Source organism: Bacillus sp. OV166 (assembly GCF_900177675.1).
In the GTDB taxonomy this organism is placed as follows: Bacteria; Bacillota; Bacilli; order Bacillales; family Cytobacillaceae; genus Neobacillus.
On sequence record NZ_FXWM01000001.1, the window covers coordinates 2,074,024 to 2,094,366 of the forward strand.

Annotated in this window: 18 protein-coding genes; all 18 read left to right on the forward strand. The window is 41.3% G+C overall.

Annotated elements, in window-relative coordinates; all coding sequences use genetic code 11:
• The first annotated feature begins 100 nt into the window (after positions 1–100).
• Complete coding sequence (locus CCK98_RS09960; RefSeq protein WP_088086441.1) at positions 101–1,054, forward strand: VOC family protein; 954 nt, start codon at positions 101–103, stop codon at positions 1,052–1,054.
• A 57-nt stretch (positions 1,055–1,111) separates the two neighbouring features.
• On the forward strand, positions 1,112–1,594 hold the full coding sequence (locus CCK98_RS09965) for a flavin reductase family protein (protein ID WP_088086442.1): 483 nt from the start codon (positions 1,112–1,114) through the stop codon (positions 1,592–1,594).
• Between the two features lie 49 nt (positions 1,595–1,643).
• On the forward strand, positions 1,644–2,426 hold the full coding sequence (locus tag CCK98_RS09970; protein WP_088086443.1) for a 2-keto-4-pentenoate hydratase: 783 nt from the start codon (positions 1,644–1,646) through the stop codon (positions 2,424–2,426).
• Between the two features lie 108 nt (positions 2,427–2,534).
• The gene (locus CCK98_RS09975; protein ID WP_088086444.1) at positions 2,535–3,524 is read left to right on the forward strand and encodes a fumarylacetoacetate hydrolase family protein; all 990 of its coding nucleotides are present in this window, start codon (positions 2,535–2,537) and stop codon (positions 3,522–3,524) included.
• Positions 3,525–3,551: 27 nt separating this feature from the next.
• Positions 3,552–5,405: a XylR N-terminal domain-containing protein gene (locus CCK98_RS09980; protein WP_088086445.1), complete on the forward strand. Its 1,854-nt coding sequence runs from the start codon at positions 3,552–3,554 to the stop codon at positions 5,403–5,405.
• A 189-nt stretch (positions 5,406–5,594) separates the two neighbouring features.
• Positions 5,595–6,911 (forward strand): MFS transporter, encoded by a 1,317-nt coding sequence (locus CCK98_RS09985; protein ID WP_088086446.1) that lies wholly within the window; start codon positions 5,595–5,597, stop codon positions 6,909–6,911.
• 171 nt (positions 6,912–7,082) lie between these two features.
• The gene (locus tag CCK98_RS09990; protein WP_088086447.1) at positions 7,083–7,922 is read left to right on the forward strand and encodes an alpha/beta fold hydrolase; all 840 of its coding nucleotides are present in this window, start codon (positions 7,083–7,085) and stop codon (positions 7,920–7,922) included.
• A gap of 26 nt (positions 7,923–7,948) precedes the next feature.
• Positions 7,949–8,902 (forward strand): VOC family protein, encoded by a 954-nt coding sequence (locus CCK98_RS09995; protein WP_088086448.1) that lies wholly within the window; start codon positions 7,949–7,951, stop codon positions 8,900–8,902.
• Between the two features lie 60 nt (positions 8,903–8,962).
• Complete coding sequence (gene tcuA / locus CCK98_RS10000) at positions 8,963–10,468, forward strand: FAD-dependent tricarballylate dehydrogenase TcuA (RefSeq protein ID WP_088086449.1); 1,506 nt, start codon at positions 8,963–8,965, stop codon at positions 10,466–10,468.
• Positions 10,468–11,664, forward strand: a complete 1,197-nt coding sequence (locus CCK98_RS10005; protein ID WP_088086450.1) for an acyl-CoA dehydrogenase family protein — start codon at positions 10,468–10,470, stop codon at positions 11,662–11,664. The genes tcuA and CCK98_RS10005 overlap by 1 nt, the downstream gene beginning before the upstream one ends.
• 332 nt (positions 11,665–11,996) lie before the next feature.
• Positions 11,997–13,196 carry an acyl-CoA dehydrogenase family protein gene (locus CCK98_RS10010; RefSeq protein WP_256942296.1) on the forward strand — a complete coding sequence of 400 codons (1,200 nt, stop codon included), beginning with the start codon at positions 11,997–11,999 and terminating at the stop codon, positions 13,194–13,196.
• Between the two features lie 41 nt (positions 13,197–13,237).
• Positions 13,238–14,095: an FAD synthetase family protein gene (locus CCK98_RS10015; protein ID WP_088086452.1), complete on the forward strand. Its 858-nt coding sequence runs from the start codon at positions 13,238–13,240 to the stop codon at positions 14,093–14,095.
• A 48-nt stretch (positions 14,096–14,143) separates the two neighbouring features.
• Positions 14,144–15,031 carry an oxaloacetate decarboxylase gene (locus tag CCK98_RS10020; protein ID WP_088086453.1) on the forward strand — a complete coding sequence of 296 codons (888 nt, stop codon included), beginning with the start codon at positions 14,144–14,146 and terminating at the stop codon, positions 15,029–15,031.
• Positions 15,032–15,076: 45 nt separating this feature from the next.
• Positions 15,077–16,498: an FAD-binding protein gene (locus CCK98_RS10025; protein ID WP_088086454.1), complete on the forward strand. Its 1,422-nt coding sequence runs from the start codon at positions 15,077–15,079 to the stop codon at positions 16,496–16,498.
• 32 nt (positions 16,499–16,530) lie between these two features.
• Positions 16,531–17,253 (forward strand): SDR family NAD(P)-dependent oxidoreductase, encoded by a 723-nt coding sequence (locus CCK98_RS10030; RefSeq protein WP_088086455.1) that lies wholly within the window; start codon positions 16,531–16,533, stop codon positions 17,251–17,253.
• Between the two features lie 31 nt (positions 17,254–17,284).
• Positions 17,285–17,722: a heme-binding protein gene (locus CCK98_RS10035; protein ID WP_066252865.1), complete on the forward strand. Its 438-nt coding sequence runs from the start codon at positions 17,285–17,287 to the stop codon at positions 17,720–17,722.
• Positions 17,723–17,736: 14 nt separating this feature from the next.
• Positions 17,737–19,113, forward strand: coding sequence for a flavocytochrome c (locus tag CCK98_RS10040; protein ID WP_088086456.1), 1,377 nt, complete (start codon positions 17,737–17,739; stop codon positions 19,111–19,113).
• A 348-nt stretch (positions 19,114–19,461) separates the two neighbouring features.
• On the forward strand, positions 19,462–20,316 hold the full coding sequence (locus CCK98_RS10045) for an aspartate/glutamate racemase family protein (RefSeq protein ID WP_088086457.1): 855 nt from the start codon (positions 19,462–19,464) through the stop codon (positions 20,314–20,316).
• Positions 20,317–20,343 lie beyond the last annotated feature (27 nt).

Consider the following 20,343-nt stretch of genomic DNA (forward strand, 5'->3'; position numbering starts at 1 on the left):
TCCTTCTACTAATCTTTTCATAAGTGCAACCTTAAATATCTGACTAGTACTAAAATTAGATTAATTGATAATTTTCATAAAATTCAAGGAGGTATATGGTATGAGTTTACCAGAAATCGCAAAATTAGGGCACGTTGCATTAGTATCAACGGATCTTGACAAATCACTTTGGTTCTTCAAAGAGTTAATTGGTCTTGAAGAAACAGAAGTAGTTAACGGTACCCATTATTTACGTGCATGGGGTGATTTTGAACATCATACGCTTTCAATTACTGCAGGAGAGAAGTCGTATGTAGACCACATTGCCTGGCGGGCAAAACGACCGGAAGATGTTGAAGGATTTGCCCAGCTTCTAAAGGAAGCAGGGACAGAAGTAAATTGGGTTGAAGCTGGTGTAGAAGCGGGCCAAGGAAGAGCGATTCGCTTTCAATTACCAAGTGAGCATCGCTTTGAAATTTATTATGACATGGAAAAAACATTAGCAGAGCCTTCCAAACGGTCCGTGTTAAAGAATCAGACGTATAAATCATGGGCGCGCGGCGTTTCTCCTCGAAGATTTGACCATGTCAATATTCTGACATCTTTAAAGGCAAATGTCATTTCTGATTATTTAATGGAAAAGTTAGGATTTAAAATGCGTGAGTGCGTGCAAGCACCAGATGAATCATTAATTGGTGCATGGTTAAGTGTTACACCTTTGGTTCATGATATTGCGGTAAGTCATGATCCATTTTCACCAACAACACATCAAATCCACCATATTGCCTACTGGTTGGATAATGCCCAAGATCTCCTTCGTGCAGCTGATATCTTAGCTGAACAGGGAATAAAGTTTAAAGGTCCTGGTAAGCATGGCATTTCGCAAGCGATGTACTTATATGTCGTAGACCCAGGCAGCGGGGTACGTGTTGAGTTGTTTACCAATGGGTATTTAATCTTTGAACCTGACTGGGAACCTATCGTGTGGACTTTGGATGAAATGGATGTTGGATTTACCTTCTGGGGCGACCAAACGGACACACTACCAGAAAACAATCCGACGATCGAAGCCTAAGAGTTTAATAGATAACTTAAGATAATACAATCGGAAAAGCAGAAAGGGGTCATTAGAATGGATGATCGATTATTTAGAACTGCGATGGGGAAATTTGCAACAGGTGTAACCGTTATTGCAACAGATGTCGAGGGTGATGTGCACGGAATGACTGCAAATGCCTTCATGTCAGTGTCACTTAGTCCAAAGCTAGTTGTCATCTCGATTGGGGAAAAAGCTAAAATCCTTGAGAAAATAAAACAAAGTCAAATATTTTCAGTCAATATTTTAGCTGCAGATCAACAGGAACTTTCAATGATTTTTGCTGGACAAATAAAAGAGCCACGGGAAGTCATTTTTGATCGTCTTGATGGGAAACCAGTATTAGCTGGTGCCGTCGCCCAAATTGCCTGTGAAGTATCTGCTGAGCACGTAGAAGGGGATCATACCCTTTTTATCGGCAAGGTGACTGATATTAAGCTTGAAGATGCTGAACCACTTCTTTTTTATAGCGGACGCTATCGTACCTTATTAGAGGAATCAAGTGTTACATCAAATTAAAAAAATCACAACCATGCTTTAATAGCATCGATATAAAGGAGCAATGGTAATGGATATTCAAAAAGCTACTACAGCACTAATGGAAGCGGAAAGTGAGAAACAGCCGATTGCTCCCTTTACTTCATCCACAGAAGAAATTTCTGTGGATGAAGCCTACCAAATTCAGCTGCACCAAATTCATCATAAAGTGGATAAAGGTGCAGTAATTGTTGGGAAAAAAATCGGTCTCACAAGTAAAGCAATGCAGGATATGTTTAATGTGAACGAGCCTGATTATGGGCACCTTCTTAATGACATGATATATGAGGATGGAGAGACGATTGGACTAAATCAGTTTATCCAGCCAAAGATTGAATTCGAAATCGCCTTTGTCTTAAAAAAAGATTTAAAGGGTCCTGGAGTAACAATAAATGACGTCATTGAAGCAACCGATTACATCGTACCGGCACTCGAAATTATTGACAGTCGGATTAGAGACTGGCAAATCAAGTTCGAAGATACGGTAGCAGACAATGGCTCTTCAGCAGGGGCGGTTATCGGAAAAACATCTGCTAAGATAGATGGGCTTGACCTCACCAAAATTGGCATGAATGTATTTAGGAATAATGAATTTTTGGACTCTGCTGTAAGTGCAGCTGTAATGGGGAATCCTGCTCAGGCCGTTGCCTGGCTTGCTAATGCCCTAGGTAATTACGGTATCTCTCTATATGCTGGTGAAGTTATTCTAGCTGGAGCTCTTTCAAAGGCGATAGTCATAGAGGATGGGGATACATTCACAGCAGAATTTGAACATATGGGTTCAGTATCAGCGAGCTTCAAAAGAAACCGTTAAAAATAAATAAAACACTAGTACGATTTATGTTTGAAGACTCCTTGTATATCGTTATGTGAGGAGTCTTTATTGTAAGAAAAAAAATTCCATAAAATGAGGGGTAGTAAAATGGGTATTAAAGTTGTTAGATTCAAAAAGGAACAAAAAGAGCAATGGGGAGTGGTATCAGGAGATCAAATCCGCCTTTTATCAGGTACATACCAAAGTTTAGCTGATTTTTTGGAGCATGGGAAAGAAGAAGCTCGTACCATCAATGTTCAAGGTAATACAGAATGTGTTGCATTAAATGAAGCGACCATTTTGAGTCCAGTGACAAAGCCAGCACGAATCATTTGTCAGGGAGTCAATTACTCAGAGCATCGTGCTGAGACGGGAATGGAAGCTGCACGAGCTCCATTTAATATGATTTTTAGCAAAGCTGACAGTTCCCTTTGCGGCGCCACTAGCGAAATTGTAAGGCCGCGCGATGTTAAACTACTAGATTATGAATTGGAGCTTGGTCTCGTAATTGGAACAGAAATCTCAGAGGAGTCAGATATAACTGACGAAAACCTTCATCAGTATATCGCTGGGCTCGTGATTGTTAATGATGTTTCTGCGCGAGATGTTCAGCTTTCTCAGGGGCAATGGTTGAAAGGTAAGAGCTACCGAACTTTTTGTCCAACAGGTCCTTATCTTTATTTGCTTGACAAGGAAGAGCTGCCATTGCTTCATGATCTTGAGTTAAATCTCTGGGTGAATGATGAATTAAGGCAATCTGCCAATTCAAATCAACTGCTTTACAAACCGGCAGAAACCCTTACAGAGCTCTCAGAAATTATGGATTTATCCCCAGGGGATCTGATAGTTACTGGAACTGCAGGCGGGGTTGCTCTAAATCTAACTCCACAAGTATTGGAACTTTTATCAAACATGGCTATTCCTTATCAACAAAAGTTGGATTTACTTGAAGAAGGACAATTAATCAGTGGCAAATACCTGAAGGACGGCGATGTCATTCGCTGCCAAATTCGTAGCTCAAATGGATTAATCGATCTTGGCGAACAAATAAATAAAGTCGTTCCAAGTATAAAGAAAAGCCATGTAAACTCCTTTTAACCCTTAAATTGAGAGGGGGAATTAATATTGAGTAACTTAGCCCAATCATATAAACCTAGCTCCAGAGAAGATGGAAATAAAAAAATCCTTTCAACTTCTGCTGCTTTTGGACTCCTAAGGAAAGGATTAATAGAGAATCTAGGGACTAAAAGAGCAAAAGGGTTTCTACTTCGTTATGGTTGGAATTTAGGTGTTAGTGATGCAGAAGAAGCAATGAAAACAAGTTCATCGATCAATGACCTTCTTAATCAAGCATCGATTCTTCATTTAAGCACGGGACATTTTAGAGACATGAAGTCCGAAAGAATAATCGAAATGAGTGATTCAGAAACCATTAAATCGATCCTTGGCAAAGGAAAATGGATTGACTCATTTGAAGCAATGGAGCATATCAAGCACCATGGCCAATCAGAAGCACCGGTTTGTCATACCTTGACAGGATATGCAAGCGGTTATATGTCAACTGTCTGCAGGAAGAGTGTCATTGTTAAGGAAATTAGCTGTATTGCTATGGGAGATGCTGAATGCTGCTTCGAAGCAAGACTGCAAGAGGATTGGGGAAATGAAATTCAAGAGGAACTTAAATTCTATCATGAAAGTAATATCATTGATGAACTGGAGTATACTTATGAGCAATTGTTAGAGCAGCGGAATTTTATCGAAACCGTATCTAAATTTCATAAGAAATTAACGGAAAGTGTTTCGAATGGAAGCAATCTTCAGGATATTGCTGATAGCACTTTTAAATTATTGAGAATCCCAATTTCTATTGAAGATTTGAGCTTCCAAAAAATTGTTTACTCAGGGCTGAAAGATGAGCAATATATTAGTCTTAATCACAACCTAAAAGAGAATTTAATTCGAAAAAATAGGAATAATCACAACCTGCTGCCATTATTTAATGAAACGACTAGAATAAAGACAGAAAATCAGGAACGTTTGATTACGCCGATTATTGTCCAAAAAAAAGTAATTGGATATTGTACCTTTTTTTATATAAATGACCTAGGGAAAAGCGCAGAAACGGATATTATGTTTATAGAGAGGGTTGCCAATGCCGCCTCATTGTACCTTTTAAACGAAAAAACAAGTTTTGAAGCACTAGAAAAAATGAAGGGGTATTTTTTAGAACAAATCCTTAAGGGGCAATATTCCTCCAAGGAGGAAATTATCAAGCGTGGCTGGCATATGGGATTTAACCTTGAGAACCCTTATTATATTGCCGCAATTGATTATAAAGAGAAGGGAATGACCACCCAGAATAGCTTTGATCACTATGACCAAATATTAGAGACTATTGCCAAGTATCTCGATATCCAAGGATATAAAGCGTTAATTGGTCAGTATGAGGGTCAGATTATAATGCTGATACCCGAAACAGCAAATATTATCGCTGTAATGGAAAAAATCCTGAAACATATTGAAACAACGTATTCATCTTATCATTATAAAGTCGGGATAAGCGATAAATCCGAGGATATTGAGAGTATATTGGATTATTTCGAAGAGTCATTAATTGCCTTACGGATGTCCACAGAAAAAAAAATTAATGGATTTAAAGATTTAGGGATAGTTGGTGTCCTAATAAATTCAAAAAATGTAAGCGGGATTAAGAAAATCGCAAAACAAGAATTAGGACCACTATATAAATTAAATGATATGAAACAAAAAGAGTTACTGAAAACACTCTATGTCTTTTTATCCAATGGTGGAAAACTTCAGCAGACGATGGATGACCTTTCCTTATCTATGAGTGGTCTAATGTATCGAATCAATAAGATTGAAGCGCTCATCAATAAAGATTTGCGGGATTCTTCCCAAAGCTATCAGCTCTTGCTAATTCTTGACTCACTGATGGCATTAGGAGAGCTAAATATATAAACAACTAAGGGCAGTCCTAATCGGATTGCTCTAATTTATTGAGTTCATCATTTGATAAAAACCAACAAAAACAACTTGAAAATAGTGTAAATTCCAATAGTTTTTACTCTAGATACAATATGCGGAATTTTCTAAAATATAAAAATGTAAGCACTTTCAAATTCGAGCTATTTATAGGGAGGAATTTATTTGAATCAAGGACAATCTATTAATCTGATTGAAAAAAGCACGGTGAAGAAAACAATGAAAAGAATTTTACCATTTATTTTGCTTTTGTATGTGGTTGCCTTTTTAGACCGAGTTAATATGGGGTATGCAGCCTTACAGATGAATGCGGATTTGTCATTAACAGCTGAAGTATTTGGCTTGTTGTCTGGTCTATTTTTTATCAGTTATTTCCTCTTTGAAGTTCCTAGTAATATGATTTTGAATAAGGTGGGGGCACGGTTGTGGATTGCCCGTATTATGGTTACTTGGGGAATTGTCGTTGTGTTACAGGGCTTTATCCAATCAGCAACCCACTTATATATATTACGCTTTTTACTGGGTGCAGCTGAAGCAGGATTTGTCCCAGGGATCATACTATATTTAACATATTGGTTTAGGGCACGGGAACGCGGGAAAGCAACAGCGCTCTTTTTTGTTGCCTTGCCATTAAGTGCGTTGATCGGTGCCCCGTTGTCAACTTGGATCATGGATACAATTTCATGGAGTGGTTTGGCGGGGTGGAGATGGATGTTTATCTTAGAAGGTTTGCCAGCTGTTATTTTAGGGGTTGTGGTTATATTTTATTTGACCAATAAACCTGCTAACGCAAAATGGTTAACGACGGAAGAAAAAGCTTGGCTTGAGGGAGAATTAGATAAGGAACGAAAATTAAGTGCCAAGTTAAATAAAACCTCTCATCTTGGCATGTTGAAAGAGTCAAAATTGTGGAAATTAGCTTTATTTAATATCGCTGGTTTTATCGCAGTGAATGCACTCTCTTATTGGATGCCAACCATTATTAAATCTTTATCTTCATCTTCAACAACTAACTTACAAATTGGCTGGTTAGCTATGATTCCATCGATTGTTGCGATTCCGTCGATTCTTTTTACGGGATGGAATGCAGATCGAACGAACTCTCACAAATTGCATTTAGGAGCAAGTGTGTTTATTGCCATGGTTGGATTCATTGGCTGTGCTTTTGTATCAAGCGTTCCATTTATGGTCTTAATGCTTTCCATTACCTCCGCTGGTTTATATGGTATATCAGGTACTTTTTATGCATATATCACTTTCTTCTTCTCAGAATCTACTGCACCTGTTGGCATTGCTTTAGTAAGCACTCTTTCCTCATTAGGCGGTTTCGTTGGACCCTATATAATGGGTGTTTTCACTTTTAAACAAGCGATGTTTATCATAGCTGGATTCCTGCTTATCAGTTTAATCACACTCACAACACTTAAATTATCGAAGAAAGATCAGAATGAAATGGAAGACAAAATAGTCGTAGAAATATAATTAAAAAACCAATAAAAACTATCTAAAAATAGTAGGAAGTCAGATGATTTTTTCTCTAGATTAAAATTATTGAATTTTCTAAAATTTAGATAGGATTAAAATATGAAAAGGGTTACATTCTATTGGATGTTCCCATGATTGTTTTATTTACAGAAGGGGGAGAATTTCAAAATGGCAAACATTACTCAACAATTAGTTAAAACGGAAAACTTTGAAACATTTGTAAATCGCTCGGGTGAGGGGAATTCTGAAACTATATTATTCTTACATGGCTCAGGACCAGGTGTTTTCGCATGGGCTAACTGGCGATACGCATTAAATGCGTGCGGTGAAACATATGACTGTATTGCTCCAGACCTGCTTGGCTTCGGACAGAGTGGACATCCTGAATCACTTCCAAAGAACAGACAGGGATGGATGGACCTATGGGTAAATCAGCTGATTGAACTGCTGGATCGCTACGGGATACAAAAGGCTCACGTGGTTGGGAATTCGTTAGGCTGTTCCATTGCATTGGAACTATTAGTAGAATATCCTGAACGTTTTGGCCGTGTTGTCTTAATGGGACCTGGAGGGACACCGAATACAAAGCTAAGTCCTGAACTAGCTCGGGCAAAGGGCTTCTACGACAATCCATCCGAAAAGAAAATGCGTCAAATTATGGGCTGGTTCGTGTATGATGTGGAAAAACTTGCCCCAGAAATTGACTCACTTGCTGCTACTCGATATGAGACAGCGATGCGTCCAGAAATCCATCTTTCCAACGAATCCATCTTTGCAACAGCAGCTGTCCCTGTGCCAGTAACAGCACTTAAACGGATCCAAAACCCAATCTTACTTGTTCATGGACGTGATGACATGGTTTGCTCAGTTGAATCTAGCTATTACCTACTCTCACATCTCCAGAATGTTCAATTGCATGTATACGGTCAATGCGGCCACTGGACGCAAATTGAGAACCAAGAAAGTTTTAATAATTTAATTAAAAACTATTTCTCTAGTACAATCTAAAAAACATTAGGAGCGGAGGTATAAAGATGACTTTACCAGAGATTGCAAAGTTAGGACATGTAGCACTCGTCACACCGGATTTGGAAAAATCTTTATGGTTTTTCAGGGATGTTATTGGATTAGAAGTAATAGAAGAAAAAAACGGAACCTATTACTTACGTGCATGGGGTGACTTTGAACATCATTCCCTCTCATTAACAGCAGGAGATAAAGGGTACGTTGATCATATTGGATGGAGAACGAAACGACCGGAAGATGTGGAGGGATTTGCCCAACTGCTTGAAAAAGCTGGAACAGAGGTTAACTGGATTGAAGCGGGCGAAGAAGCCGGCCAAGGAAGGGCGATACGCTTTAAACTGCCAAGCCAGCATTCTTTTGAAATTTACTATGATGTAGAAAAACCTAAAGCAGATGAAAAAAGACGTTCTGTCTTAAAAAATCAAACATACAAAGCATGGGCGCGCGGCTGCTCCCCAAGGCGATTTGACCATGTAAATATTGCTACTTCCATGGATGTCGGTGAAATACTAGATTACTTAGGCAGCCAATTAGGGTTTAAGCTACGTGAATATGTGAAATACCATAAAAAAACGACTGTCGCAGGCTGGATGAGCGTTACTCCTTTAGTTCACGATATTGCAGTTATTTCAAGACCGCAAGCCGAAACACCGAACCAGCTTCATCACATTTCCTATTGGCTCGATAATGCCCAAGATATCCTAAGGGCTGCTGATATTCTTGCAGAAGAAGGCATTAAATTCATTGGTCCTGGTAAACATGGGGTATCTCAAGCATTTTATCTCTATGTATGTGACCCTGGCAGCGGCTGCCGTGTGGAATTATTTAGCGGATCCTATTTAATTTTTGAACCAGACTGGGAACCGGTCGAGTGGACGGAGGAAGAACACTCGATTGCTAACACCTATTGGGGAGAAACCGTAAGCGATAAGGAAATGAATAAACCAACGATCGAAGCGTGATGTATAAGCTGACTCAGGAAATAGCTTGAGTCAGCTTTTTTGAAAGCGAGGGACAGTCTTATGAAGGAAAACAAAATCTATGAAACTGATATTGTTGTAGTAGGGGCAGGGAATGCCGCAATGTGTGCTGCAATAGCTGCACGGGAAAATGGTGCCAATGTCATTGTGTTTGAAAAAGCTCCAGAGGTTGAAAAAGGGGGCAATAGCACGTTTACCCATGGCTCTATTCGTTTTGCCTACAAGGATGTCAATGAGTTAAAGCAAATTATGCCTGACCTTACACAAGAAGATATAGATATGACAGATTTTGGTTCCTATAAGGAGGAAGAATTTTTTGATGATATGTGCCGTATAACGGAATATCGAACCGACCCAGAGCTTGCTTCCCTCTTAACAAGTAAAAGCTTTGAAACGATGAAATGGATGCAGTCCCATAAAGTCAGGTGGGTTCCGATTTACGGTCGCCAAGCCTTTAAAGTGGAGGGCATCTTTAAATTTTGGGGCGGAATGATTGTTGAATCTGTTGGTGGAGGTCCAGGGTTAGTCGGTGCACTCCACGAGGAAGCTGAACATTTAGGTGTTCAAGTATTATTTAATGCTATGGCGACCGAACTCATCCACGATGATGATGGGGTGCATGGGGTCGTTTTTAAACATAATGGAAAAACAACAAAAGTCCATGCGAAAGCAGTTATCTTAGCATCTGGGGGTTTTCATGCCAACCAGGAGATGAGAACTCGATACTTGGGTCCAAATTGGGATTTAGCTAAAGCAAGAGGGAGCCGTTTTAACACCGGCGAGGGTATTCAAATGGCGCTAAATATTGGAGCTCTTGCAGCTGGAAACTGGTCAGGCTGTCATTCAGTTGGCGGAGATCGTTATTTACCTGAATTTACAGAAGGGTTCCAAAAACTCAGCTATCCGTTTGGAGTCCTAGTAAACGCCGAAGGAAAACGGTTTGTCGACGAAGGGGCTGACTTTCGCAATTATACCTATGCGAGATATGGGAAATTGATCCTCAAGCAGCCAGGACAATTTGCATGGCAGATATTCGATGCTAAAGTAGCCAAGCTCTTACGCGACGAATATCGGGGAAGAAAGGTAACAAAGGTAAAAGCGAATACCTTAGAAGAATTGGCTGATAAGCTTGACGATGTGGATCAGGAAGGTTTTTTAAAGACGATAGCGGAATACAATGAGGCTGTCCGTAAAGATATACCATTCAACCCTAATATTAAGGATGGCCGTTGTACAGATGGGTTAGCGGTGCGGAAATCCAATTGGGCCAATACATTAGATGAAGGTCCATTTGAGGCATATGCCGTCACATGCGGAATCACCTTTACGTTTGGCGGCTTAAAAATAAACACCAATACCGAAGTTCAAGATGTAATGTCCCAATCGATTCCCGGGTTATATGCTGCGGGTGAACTGGTAGGCGGCCTATTCTACTTTAATTACCCTGGTGGTGCTGGCTTAATGGCAGGATCGGTATTTGGGAAAATTGCCGGTGAAAACGCCTCACGTTTTATTACCCAAGTAAAAGAAAAAGAGGAGATGTTTTAATGCCGAAACTTAAAGAATTTGACAATATTCTTGTAGAAAAAGCTAGCTCACTAGTTCCGAAATTAAGGGAAAGGGCGACGGAAACGGAAGAAATTCGTCGAATCCCTGAAGCGTCAATAAAGGAATTAAAGGAAGCAGGTATGTTCAAGCTGCTCCGTCCGAAACGATATGGCGGCTTACAAACCAATATGAAGTCCTATGCCGATTGTATTGTCGAGATTTCCCGGGGCTGTGCTTCCACTGGCTGGATTGTAGCGCTCTGTGCGATTCGGGAATTAATGGTCGCTGAATCTTTTACTGAAAAAACACATTTGGAGATTTTTGGAGAAAATGAGGAAGATGTTCTATTTGCTGGGGTTTATGAACCAAGAAAATGCATTGCGAAGAAAGTGGATGGCGGGTATTTGGTTGAAGAAGGAATTTGGATGTTTTGCTCTGGCTCCCTTCATGCGACATGGGGATACTTTGGGATGGCGATTACAGATGAGGACGGAAAATTAGTCGATCAAGCTTTAATGACGGTGCCATTTGATGAGTTAGAAATCATGGATGATTGGCATACAATGGGCTTAAAAGGAACAGGCAGCAACAGTGTTAAAATGACCAATGTTTTTATTCCAGAACATCGTTGCGTTTCATTTTCTGAAGTTTTGAACGGAAATTTTAATTCACAGCACTTGCGTGATATTCCACTATATAATTCGGCACTCTTTCCATCCCTGATCTTATCATTAGGTTTGCCTGGCTTAGGGGTGGTGAAGGCTGCAATGGATTTCTTCCAGGAATTCCTTCCCAATCGAAGAGCTAGTCATATTGGGGTTGAATACTCCAAAGATGCCACAAGCACCCATCTTCTGTTGGCTGATGCCTCTTTAAAAATTGATACCGCTGAAATGCATTATTATCGTGTCGTTCATGAGATTGATTCCTGGGCGGAAAGCGGGAAACACATGGATCGTCACGCACGAGTAAAGACATTGGCAGATATCGGTTATGCAAATCAAATGTGTAAAGAGGCTCTCGATATTTTGATGCTCGCCAGTGGATCAGGGTTTGTTTATGAGGGACACCCTCTACAAAGAATTTTCCGTGATTTTTGGACACTGTATTCACACCGCTCGCTTTCACCAACGATCACAAAAGAAAACTACGGACGGGTTCTGGCAGGATTGGAATCGAATGCCCTTAGGTACTAGGAAGAAAGGCGCTATTCGCCAGTAAAAGATGCGTATCCGCCAGTAAATAGCAGCTATTCGCCAGTAATGGAAGGTTATCCGCCAGATAAGCACCTAAATCAAATTTTAGGTGTTTTTTTATGGATAAATAACGAAAAAAGGAGATCAAAATTCGATACAAACTTCATGCAAATAAAAAAACCAATAAAAACTATCTAAAAACTGCGCTAACTCAAACGATTTTTACTCTAGATTGAAGTTACCGAATTTTCTAAAATTTAATTATGAACAAAACTTCATTTAATACTTACTAAAATAGATGGGCTAAATCAAATGGGAAGGGAAGAGATGCGATGATGACGAGTACTATCTTGGATGTACAGACTGAACTGGTAGAAAAGGCACGATCGTTTGTACCAAGATTACGCGAACGAGCAAAAGAGACAGAGGAAATTCGGAGAATTCCAGATGCCACAATTAACGAATTAAAAGAGTCTGGCCTTTTCTATATCCTTCGTTCAAAACAATTTGGCGGCTACCAAACAAACATGAGAACGTATACGGATATTGTGACGGAAATCTCCCGTGGCTGTGGATCAACCGGCTGGATTGTTGCCCTTTGTTGTATTCGGGAATTGATGATATCGGAATCCTTTTCTGAAATGACGCATCAGGAAATTTACGGATCTGGTGATGATATTGTTTTTTCAGGTGTATTTGAACCAAGAAAGATTCAGGTGAAAAAGGTTGAAGGCGGTTACATCATTGAAGAAGGTTATTGGCCGTTTTGCTCTGGCTCCCTTCATGCGACATGGGGATACTTCGGAATGCCAATTATCGATGAAGATGGAAACGTCGTTGATCAAGGCTTGATTACTTTACCAATGAGCCAAGTGGAAATTACGGACGATTGGCATGTAATGGGACTTTGCGGCACAGGAAGTAACAGTATCAATATGAAAAATGTTTTTGTTCCAGATCACCGGGTTGTATCCTTTACAGACGCCATTGCTGGAAAGTTTCAATCTGATCATTTTCGAGATATTCCACTCTATAATACAGCACTATTCCCTGCGCTGGCGATGTCAATCGGTGTTCCGGGCTTAGGAATGGCGAAGGCAGCTTTAGAATTATTCATGGAAAAATTGCCAAATCGAAGAGCGGCGAATTTGGGGGTTGAATACCTAAGTGATGCCGTTACCACTCATCATCAAGCGGCAGAAGCATCGCTAAAAATTGAAACCGCTGCCATGCACTTTTACCAAGTTGCTGACCGCCTTGATGCTTGCGCTACAAGTGGCGAGTACATGAGCAAATTTGAAAGAGTCAAGGCATTGGCCAATATCGGCTATGCGGTGCAGTCCTGTAAGGAAGCCATCGATATCTTAATCCTTGCAACGGGTTCGGCCTATGTGGGCAATGGGAACCCGATGCAAAGTATCGGACGTGACTTTGCTGCTCTATACACCCACAGAACAGTTTCGCCAATTACATCCAAAGAAAACTTTGGCCGAGAATTATGTGGTCTTTCAAGCAATACGAAAAATATTTAATAATGATTGAGGCGTAGATTAAATGATTAGGAGGGAACTGCATGGAAACGATTTATTTGAACCCGGAAAATCTAGCGGACTATCAGCAAAAAGCAAGCCTCAGCGTCATGGCCCTAGGATTTTTTGATGGTATTCATAATGGACACCGTGAAGTGATTAAAACAGCTTTTCAGAAAGCAAAAGAAAGGAATCTTTCACTATCTGTGATGAGTTTCTTTCCACATCCGAAAACAGTTTTATCCATTGGAAAGACACATGTTGATTATCTGATGCCGCTTTCTGATAAGGAAAAAATATTCTGTGAACTGGGGGTCGACATATTTTATATCGTTGAATTCGATAGAGAATTTGCGTCACTTTCCCCAGAAAAGTTTGCAGCTAAGTATTTAGTTGATCTTGGTGTCGTCCATGCAGTTGCCGGCTTTGATTATACCTATGGTTTTCGTGGAGTTGGAAATATGGACCGCTTGATAAGTGATTCAGGCGGGATCCTCGAAGTGACAAAGGTAGATAAAGTGGAATACCAGGGGGAGAAAATTAGTTCAACCTGCATTCGTGAAAAATTGGCCAGTGGAAATATTGAGGATCTGCCAGCATTTTTAGGACGTCCCTATGAAGTGGCATGTGAATGGGACGGTACTTCACTAAGTGTAAGGCCTCATTATACATTGCCTGCTCCGGGAAAGTATGTAGTCACAGTAAGAGGAGCAAATCAATCACAAGTGCTAGAAATGATTGTTACAAAAGAAAAAGAATTGATTCCGCTAAAATTAGTTTCAGAGTTAACATCCAATGATAATGGTGTTCTTTCTATCATTTGGCACGAACAAATCCTCGGAAAAGTGAAAAATTCTTATCAAGAGCATGGGTGGATTCAAGGAGTTGTTCAAATCGGATAACCAGAAGTTTTAATAAAAGATAATTTTAAAAAAGAGGGGCTATAAAAAGTGAATAAAACGAAAGAGTTCCAAAAACTATTACACCAACCTGGTTCATTTATCTTACCAGGTGCTTATGATGCAATGTCTGCTAGATTAATAGAAGAAATCGGCTTTCAAGCGATATACGCCACTGGTGCTGGAATATCTAATGCTCAATTAGGGTGGGCGGATGTAGGCCTGACTTCCTTAAAAGAAGTGGTTGACATTGTAGCAAGGATGACGGATGTGACGACGATTCCGATTGTCGTCGATGCCGATACAGGCTTTGGTAATGCGATTAATGTTATCCGTACTGTAAGAGAGTTTGAGAGAGCAGGTGTAGCAGCGATTCAAATGGAAGACCAGGTTTCACCTAAGAAATGCGGCCACTTCAATGGGAAAGATGTTATTTCAAAAGATGAAATGGTCGGGAAAATCAAAGCTGCTGTTGACACTAGGAGAGATGAAAATCTAGCAATCATCGCCCGTACGGATGCATTAGCCGTAAATGGCATGGAAGATGCATTGGACAGGGCAAATGCCTATGCGGAAGCTGGAGCCGACATTATTTTTGTTGAAGCGCCGACAACCATGGAACAATTAAAGCAAATTACCAGCTCATTAAAAGGGATACCACAGGTAATAAATCTGGTAGAAGGCGGTAAAACCCCGCTGATTACCTTGAAAGAAGCAGAAGAGATCGGATTTAAAATCATGCTTTGCGCTAATACTGTTCTTCGCTCTGCCATCAAAGGAATCACAGAGTCGTTAAGAATATTAAAATCCGAAGGTTCACACGAAAATGTTCACGAGTTAATTTGTACGTGGGAAGAGCGACAATCACTCTTTAAACTCAATCAGATTAAAGAGTGGGAAAACAAGTATGGAGAAAATCAGTCATTAATTAAAAAGTGATTTTACTTTTTTAATAAATTAAGAACTTTAAAGGAGGACTTAGTTGTGGGGAGAGAAGTAGATTACGACATTATAGTCATTGGATGTGGAGTTGCCGGGACCTCAGCCGCATTATCTGCCGCTGAAACGGCTAAAAAGGAAAATAAGAACTTAAAAATAGCTATTTTAGAACGAGCTGATTATGACCATAGGGGTGGAAATTCTCGTTGGACTGCCTCCTATATGCGGATGAAGAATCTCGATGAAGTGGCTGATAATTTCGTAGAAGACATGCTCGCTTTTTCAGACAACTATTCCGATCGGGAGTACATAGAAACTCTCGCCAAGGATGCTGGCAGCACACTTCGCTGGGTCCAGGAAAAAGGGGTTGAGTTCGACTACCTGCCAACAATGTTTTTAACCGCATCAAAGCCACGTTTACTTCCAGTAGGCGGCGGTCGTGCCATCGTTGACACACTATCCCGCCGTGCAGGTGGACTTGGCGTAGAGATTATTTACGAGGCTACTGCTTGGAAATTACTTCTTGATGACGAAGGTTCCGTCAATGGACTGATGGTGCGGGTTAAAGGTGGCACTTCCCTTCAATTAAAAGTGGGAGCTGTTGTGTTAGCGTCAGGTGGATTTCAGGGAAATCAGGAGATGATGGCACAATATGTTGGCAGAGATGCTCATAAAGTTCGGACAGTAGCCGAGGGTGGATTGTTTAACAAAGGTGAAGGAATCCGGATGGCAATGGAGCTAGGGGCAAAAACGGCTGGTCAATTTGATTCTTTCCATGCTGAACCGGTCGACCCAAGAAGTAAACGGGAAGAGGCTGCTGTAATGACATACCCTTACTTTATTCTAGTCGATCAGAATGGAAATCGTTTCGTTGATGAGGGGAAAACAACAGTCGATGAGCAATATGAAGAGGTTGCACGGACAATATTCCACGATCTTCCTGGTCATATTGCCTATATGATCGGCGATCAAAAGATGTATGAAATTCCAAACTATGAACGAGCTGTGGAAACCGATATACCGGCCATTGTTGCTGATACGATCGAAGAACTGGCGGAGAAGATTGGTGTGCCTGTCGGCCAATTAACGGCTACGGTTGAATCCTATAACGCTGCTGTTCAACCGGGTGAATTTCATTGGGATAAAAAAGATGGAAAACAGGCGATTGGAATTACGCCGCCGAAGTCCAATTGGGCGATTCCGATTAATAAGGCTCCGTTTATCGCCTATCCAATTGTCTGCTCCAATGTTTTCACCAATGGTGGATTAGCTACCGATACGAATGGGCGTGTTCTGTCTCAAGATCATGATCCGATTCCAGGTTTATATGCAGTCGGTGAAACGGCTGGTCTTTATTACGGGAAATATCCAGGCGGGACATCTGTGCTAAGGGGTCTTGCGTTTGGCCGCCGTGCCGGTGGTCATGCTGTTGCTTACGTAACTGATTCAAAGAAATTAGAGGTTTAGTAGAGGGTTTTCTTGAGAAAGGGTGAGGTTTTTTGGAATTAAAAGACAAGGTGGCGTTAGTAACTGGGGGAGGAAGAGGAATCGGCAGAGAGACCTGTATTCTCTTAGCGAAACAAGGTGCTAAAGTTGCTGTTTTTTCCGACAATGAATCTGAAAGCAAAGAAACTGCTTCCTATATTTCTGAGATGGTTGGGAGCGAAGCAATCGCCCTTACTGGGGATGTTCGTTCAGAAGAGGATATAAATCAAGCAGTCCAGACAACACAAGAAAGTTTGGGTTCGATTGATATATTAATCAATAATGCGGGTGTCATGCTCCTTAAGCCGTTCAATGAAATGACGGTTAAAGAATGGGACTTTGTACAAGATGTTAATATTCGTGGAGTCTATTTATGTACTCGAGCAGTCGTGCCGCAAATGATGGAGAAAAGACACGGTGTGATCATCAATCTATCGTCGATTTGGGGAACAAAAGGCGGTCCTGACAGAAGTGCCTACATTGCTTCCAAATACGCATGTCTCGGATTTTTCAAAGCACTGGGTGAAGAATTAAAGCCTTACAAAATTAGAGTGAATGCGGTCTGCCCAGGTCCAGTAAATACAAAGATGATGGACGATTTTGATGTGAATAAAGACAATTGGTTGCATCCAATAGACCTTGCTAATGTCATCGTCGATTTATGTTTGCCAAAGAGTCAAGCTGTAACTGCTACCGCGATTGAAGCATTTGGTTACGGACGACCAGTAAATTTATAAATATTTCTAAAAGTTGGAAGGGGAAATCATAATGGAAAAATTAATTCCAGCTATTGAATCAAAAAATATCAGTCTAGCACTTGCTAATAAAATGTTAGAGGCGGCACTTGTTAAGGGAAAAGAACTAGGTATGCCGTTTAGCATCTCAATCGTTGATCGTGTGGGGAACCTAAAAGCGTTTGCCGCCATGGACGGTGCACCGGTATTAAGTTTGGAAATTGCTCAAAATAAAGCATTTTCTGCTGCCACTTATAATAGAGCAACACACGAATGGTACGACAGATTAAAGGATGATCCACCATTGCTGCATGGGATTGTTCACACTCCAAGATTGATTATTTTTGGCGGTGGTTATCCAATCAAAATCAATAACGAACTGATTGGTGGTGTTGGGGTTAGTGGCGGACATTATACTCACGATATGCAGGTTTGCCAGGCAGCATTAGAAGTGCTAAATAACCTAGAGTAAGAGGGTGTTGATGGATGGAAACCTATGATTTGATTATTTTAGGCGGCGGGTTAGCGGGGATGAGTGCTGCAGTTGAGGCAGGTGAAACGGGTGCACACGTCCTTCTCCTGGAGAAACAGGATGAACTAGGCGGCAGTACGGTTCTAAGTTCAGGTTATATGGCCTTTGCCGGAACAGATATGCAAGAGAAGGCAGGTATCATCGATTCAACCGAGACCTTATTGGCGGACATGATTGAGGTCGGCGGCGGGGTGAATGAACAGGCACTTGTTGAAGCTTATGGCCAGCACCAATTAGAGACATATAATTGGCTTATTGAGCACGGTGTTGAGTTCCGCTCACTCGAAGCGGTTAGCGGTCACAGTGTTCCCCGCGGACATATTATTGACCCACACCAAGCGATTCAAACACTTAAGCGAAGGGTTAAGCTGATGTCAAACGTGACCATTCGATTCAATGCTCCAGCACGAAGACTATTGAAAAATGACGATGGTTGGATTGATCGTGTTTTATATGTGGCCGAAGGGGTAGAGCGATTTGTGCATGCCTCCAAAGGGGTAATCATTGCATCTGGAGGGTTTGCAAAAAGCGAGGATCTATTAGGGCAGTTTGCCCCCCAATTAAAGGGAGCACTAAGGATTGGCGGCCGTGGAAATCATGGGGACGGAATACGGATGGCATGTGAGCATGGGGCCTGGTTAAAGGATTTACCATACTTGAATGGGACCTATGGATTTCATCCTACAGCTGCAGGACCAGTAAAGTCTCAAGGGTTAGCCTTCTACAAGGGTGCAATCATGGTCAACCAATTTGGGAAACGGTTCGTTAACGAGTCTATTTCTTATAAACTATTAGGAAAGGCTGCTTTCGAGCAGCTTGATCAAGTGAGTTTCCAGCTTTGGGACCAAACGGTTATGAACAAGAGTGTTCACGATGACCCTCTCTATGATTTGGAATTACTGAAGCGGCGCAGGCTTCTATATCAAGCGGACACACTGGAGGAATTGGCTGACTGTATTGATGTGCCGCATGAAGTATTGGAAGAAACAATCTCCAGATACAATCAAGGGATTGAAGACGGAGAAGATCCTCAATTCGGCAGGAAGTCATTAACACATAACTATGGAAAACCAACACCAATTGAGAAGGCACCATTCTATGCATTTGAGTCGACAGTCGCGATGCTGGCAACATACGCAGGGATGTCGGTGAACAAAGCGGCACAAGTGGTGAATCCATACGGTGAGCCCATTCCAGGATTGTATGCAGCTGGAGAGGTGACAGGTGGATTCCACGGTGCAGGTTACATGACCGGAAGTTCTTTAGGGAAATGTGCGGTGTTTGGACGGATAGCAGTCCAAGAGGCATTGAAAGAGGTAACAGTAAAATAATTGAATTGCATGGGAGTGGAAAGGCTCAGATTAGGATTGGCTCATAGAATGGTTGAATTCGCCCATAAAGGTAAAAAATTCGCTCATAAGATTGGTGAATTCGCCCATAAAATGGTTAAATTCGCTCATAAAATTTGGATTCGCTGATAGAACTCGGAAATCCGCTGATAGAACCGGGGAATACGCTGATATGGCTTGAGAATTCGCTCATAGACTATTAAATTTCACTAACAAACGATGAATTTCCGCAAAAATAAACATCGATACACTTTTTCCAAACAAATCTAATAACAAAAACGCTCTTTTTATATATTTTTTCGAAAAGGGCACAAAAAGGAGGTAAATTTTATGAAAATCTGGCATCAGAGCCTAACCACGATTGACCGGGTTCCTCAATACCGAGATGCAATCATGAACCATGTGCGGAAGATTGCACGACCAGACGTGGAGGTCGTTCTACATGGCATGTCTGAAGAGACATATCCCACACATTACCCCGGGCATTTTATTACTCATTCCTACCTGCAGAACCTGCACCGGGAGCAGTTCGTTCGTGCTGCATTAATGGCTGAAGCCGCAGGATACGATGCGATGTTTATTGGGACCATTCCTGACGTAGGTCTTTTGGAGGCACGCACGCTCGTTGATATCCCTGTGGTTGGTTATGGGCAAGCCTCCTTCCATATGGCATCCATGCTTGGAGACCGTATCGGAGTAGTCAATTTTTTAACCCCATTGGCAGACGAACTTAGACAAAACGCCGCCCGGTACGGCCTCGGCGAAAAGCTCGGACCAATTGTGCCGCTGGAATCAAGCTTTGATGATGTGCTCGCAGGCTTCAGTAATCCTGAGCCAGTTATTGCGGCATTTCAAAGAGCAGCCGAGACTGCCATCTCTCAAGGAGCCGATGTGATTGTCCCAGGCGAGGGGCCGATGAACGTTTTCCTTGCAACCTTCGGGATTTCAAGGATTGGTGACGTACCTGTCGTTGACTCATTTGGTGCCGGAATCAAGATGTGCGAATCACTAGCGGACCTAAAAAGAGTATCAGGAGTATATATGACCCGGAGCGGTTACTACAACTCAAAACCACCAGCAGAAGCGGTTGCAAGATTACGAGAAATGTACGGATTAGACCCATACCCAAATCCTACTAACCAGCGAGGATTAGCAGTAAGGGCAGGAGTAGAAGTAAAAGGTTAACCAAATAAAAAGACAAGAGGTGAACTA

Coding starts and splice junctions, on each gene's coding strand:
- CCK98_RS10040 (WP_088086456.1), top strand. CDS start 17,737: ATGGAAACCTATGATTTGATTATTTTAGGCGGCGGGTTAGCGGGGATG.
- CCK98_RS09970 (WP_088086443.1), top strand. CDS start 1,644: ATGGATATTCAAAAAGCTACTACAGCACTAATGGAAGCGGAAAGTGAG.
- CCK98_RS10015 (WP_088086452.1), top strand. CDS start 13,238: ATGGAAACGATTTATTTGAACCCGGAAAATCTAGCGGACTATCAGCAA.
- tcuA (WP_088086449.1), top strand. CDS start 8,963: ATGAAGGAAAACAAAATCTATGAAACTGATATTGTTGTAGTAGGGGCA.
- CCK98_RS10045 (WP_088086457.1), top strand. CDS start 19,462: ATGAAAATCTGGCATCAGAGCCTAACCACGATTGACCGGGTTCCTCAA.
- CCK98_RS09995 (WP_088086448.1), top strand. CDS start 7,949: ATGACTTTACCAGAGATTGCAAAGTTAGGACATGTAGCACTCGTCACA.
- CCK98_RS10005 (WP_088086450.1), top strand. CDS start 10,468: ATGCCGAAACTTAAAGAATTTGACAATATTCTTGTAGAAAAAGCTAGC.
- CCK98_RS09965 (WP_088086442.1), top strand. CDS start 1,112: ATGGATGATCGATTATTTAGAACTGCGATGGGGAAATTTGCAACAGGT.
- CCK98_RS10035 (WP_066252865.1), top strand. CDS start 17,285: ATGGAAAAATTAATTCCAGCTATTGAATCAAAAAATATCAGTCTAGCA.
- CCK98_RS10010 (WP_256942296.1), top strand. CDS start 11,997: ATGATGACGAGTACTATCTTGGATGTACAGACTGAACTGGTAGAAAAG.
- CCK98_RS09960 (WP_088086441.1), top strand. CDS start 101: ATGAGTTTACCAGAAATCGCAAAATTAGGGCACGTTGCATTAGTATCA.
- CCK98_RS09990 (WP_088086447.1), top strand. CDS start 7,083: ATGGCAAACATTACTCAACAATTAGTTAAAACGGAAAACTTTGAAACA.
- CCK98_RS09975 (WP_088086444.1), top strand. CDS start 2,535: ATGGGTATTAAAGTTGTTAGATTCAAAAAGGAACAAAAAGAGCAATGG.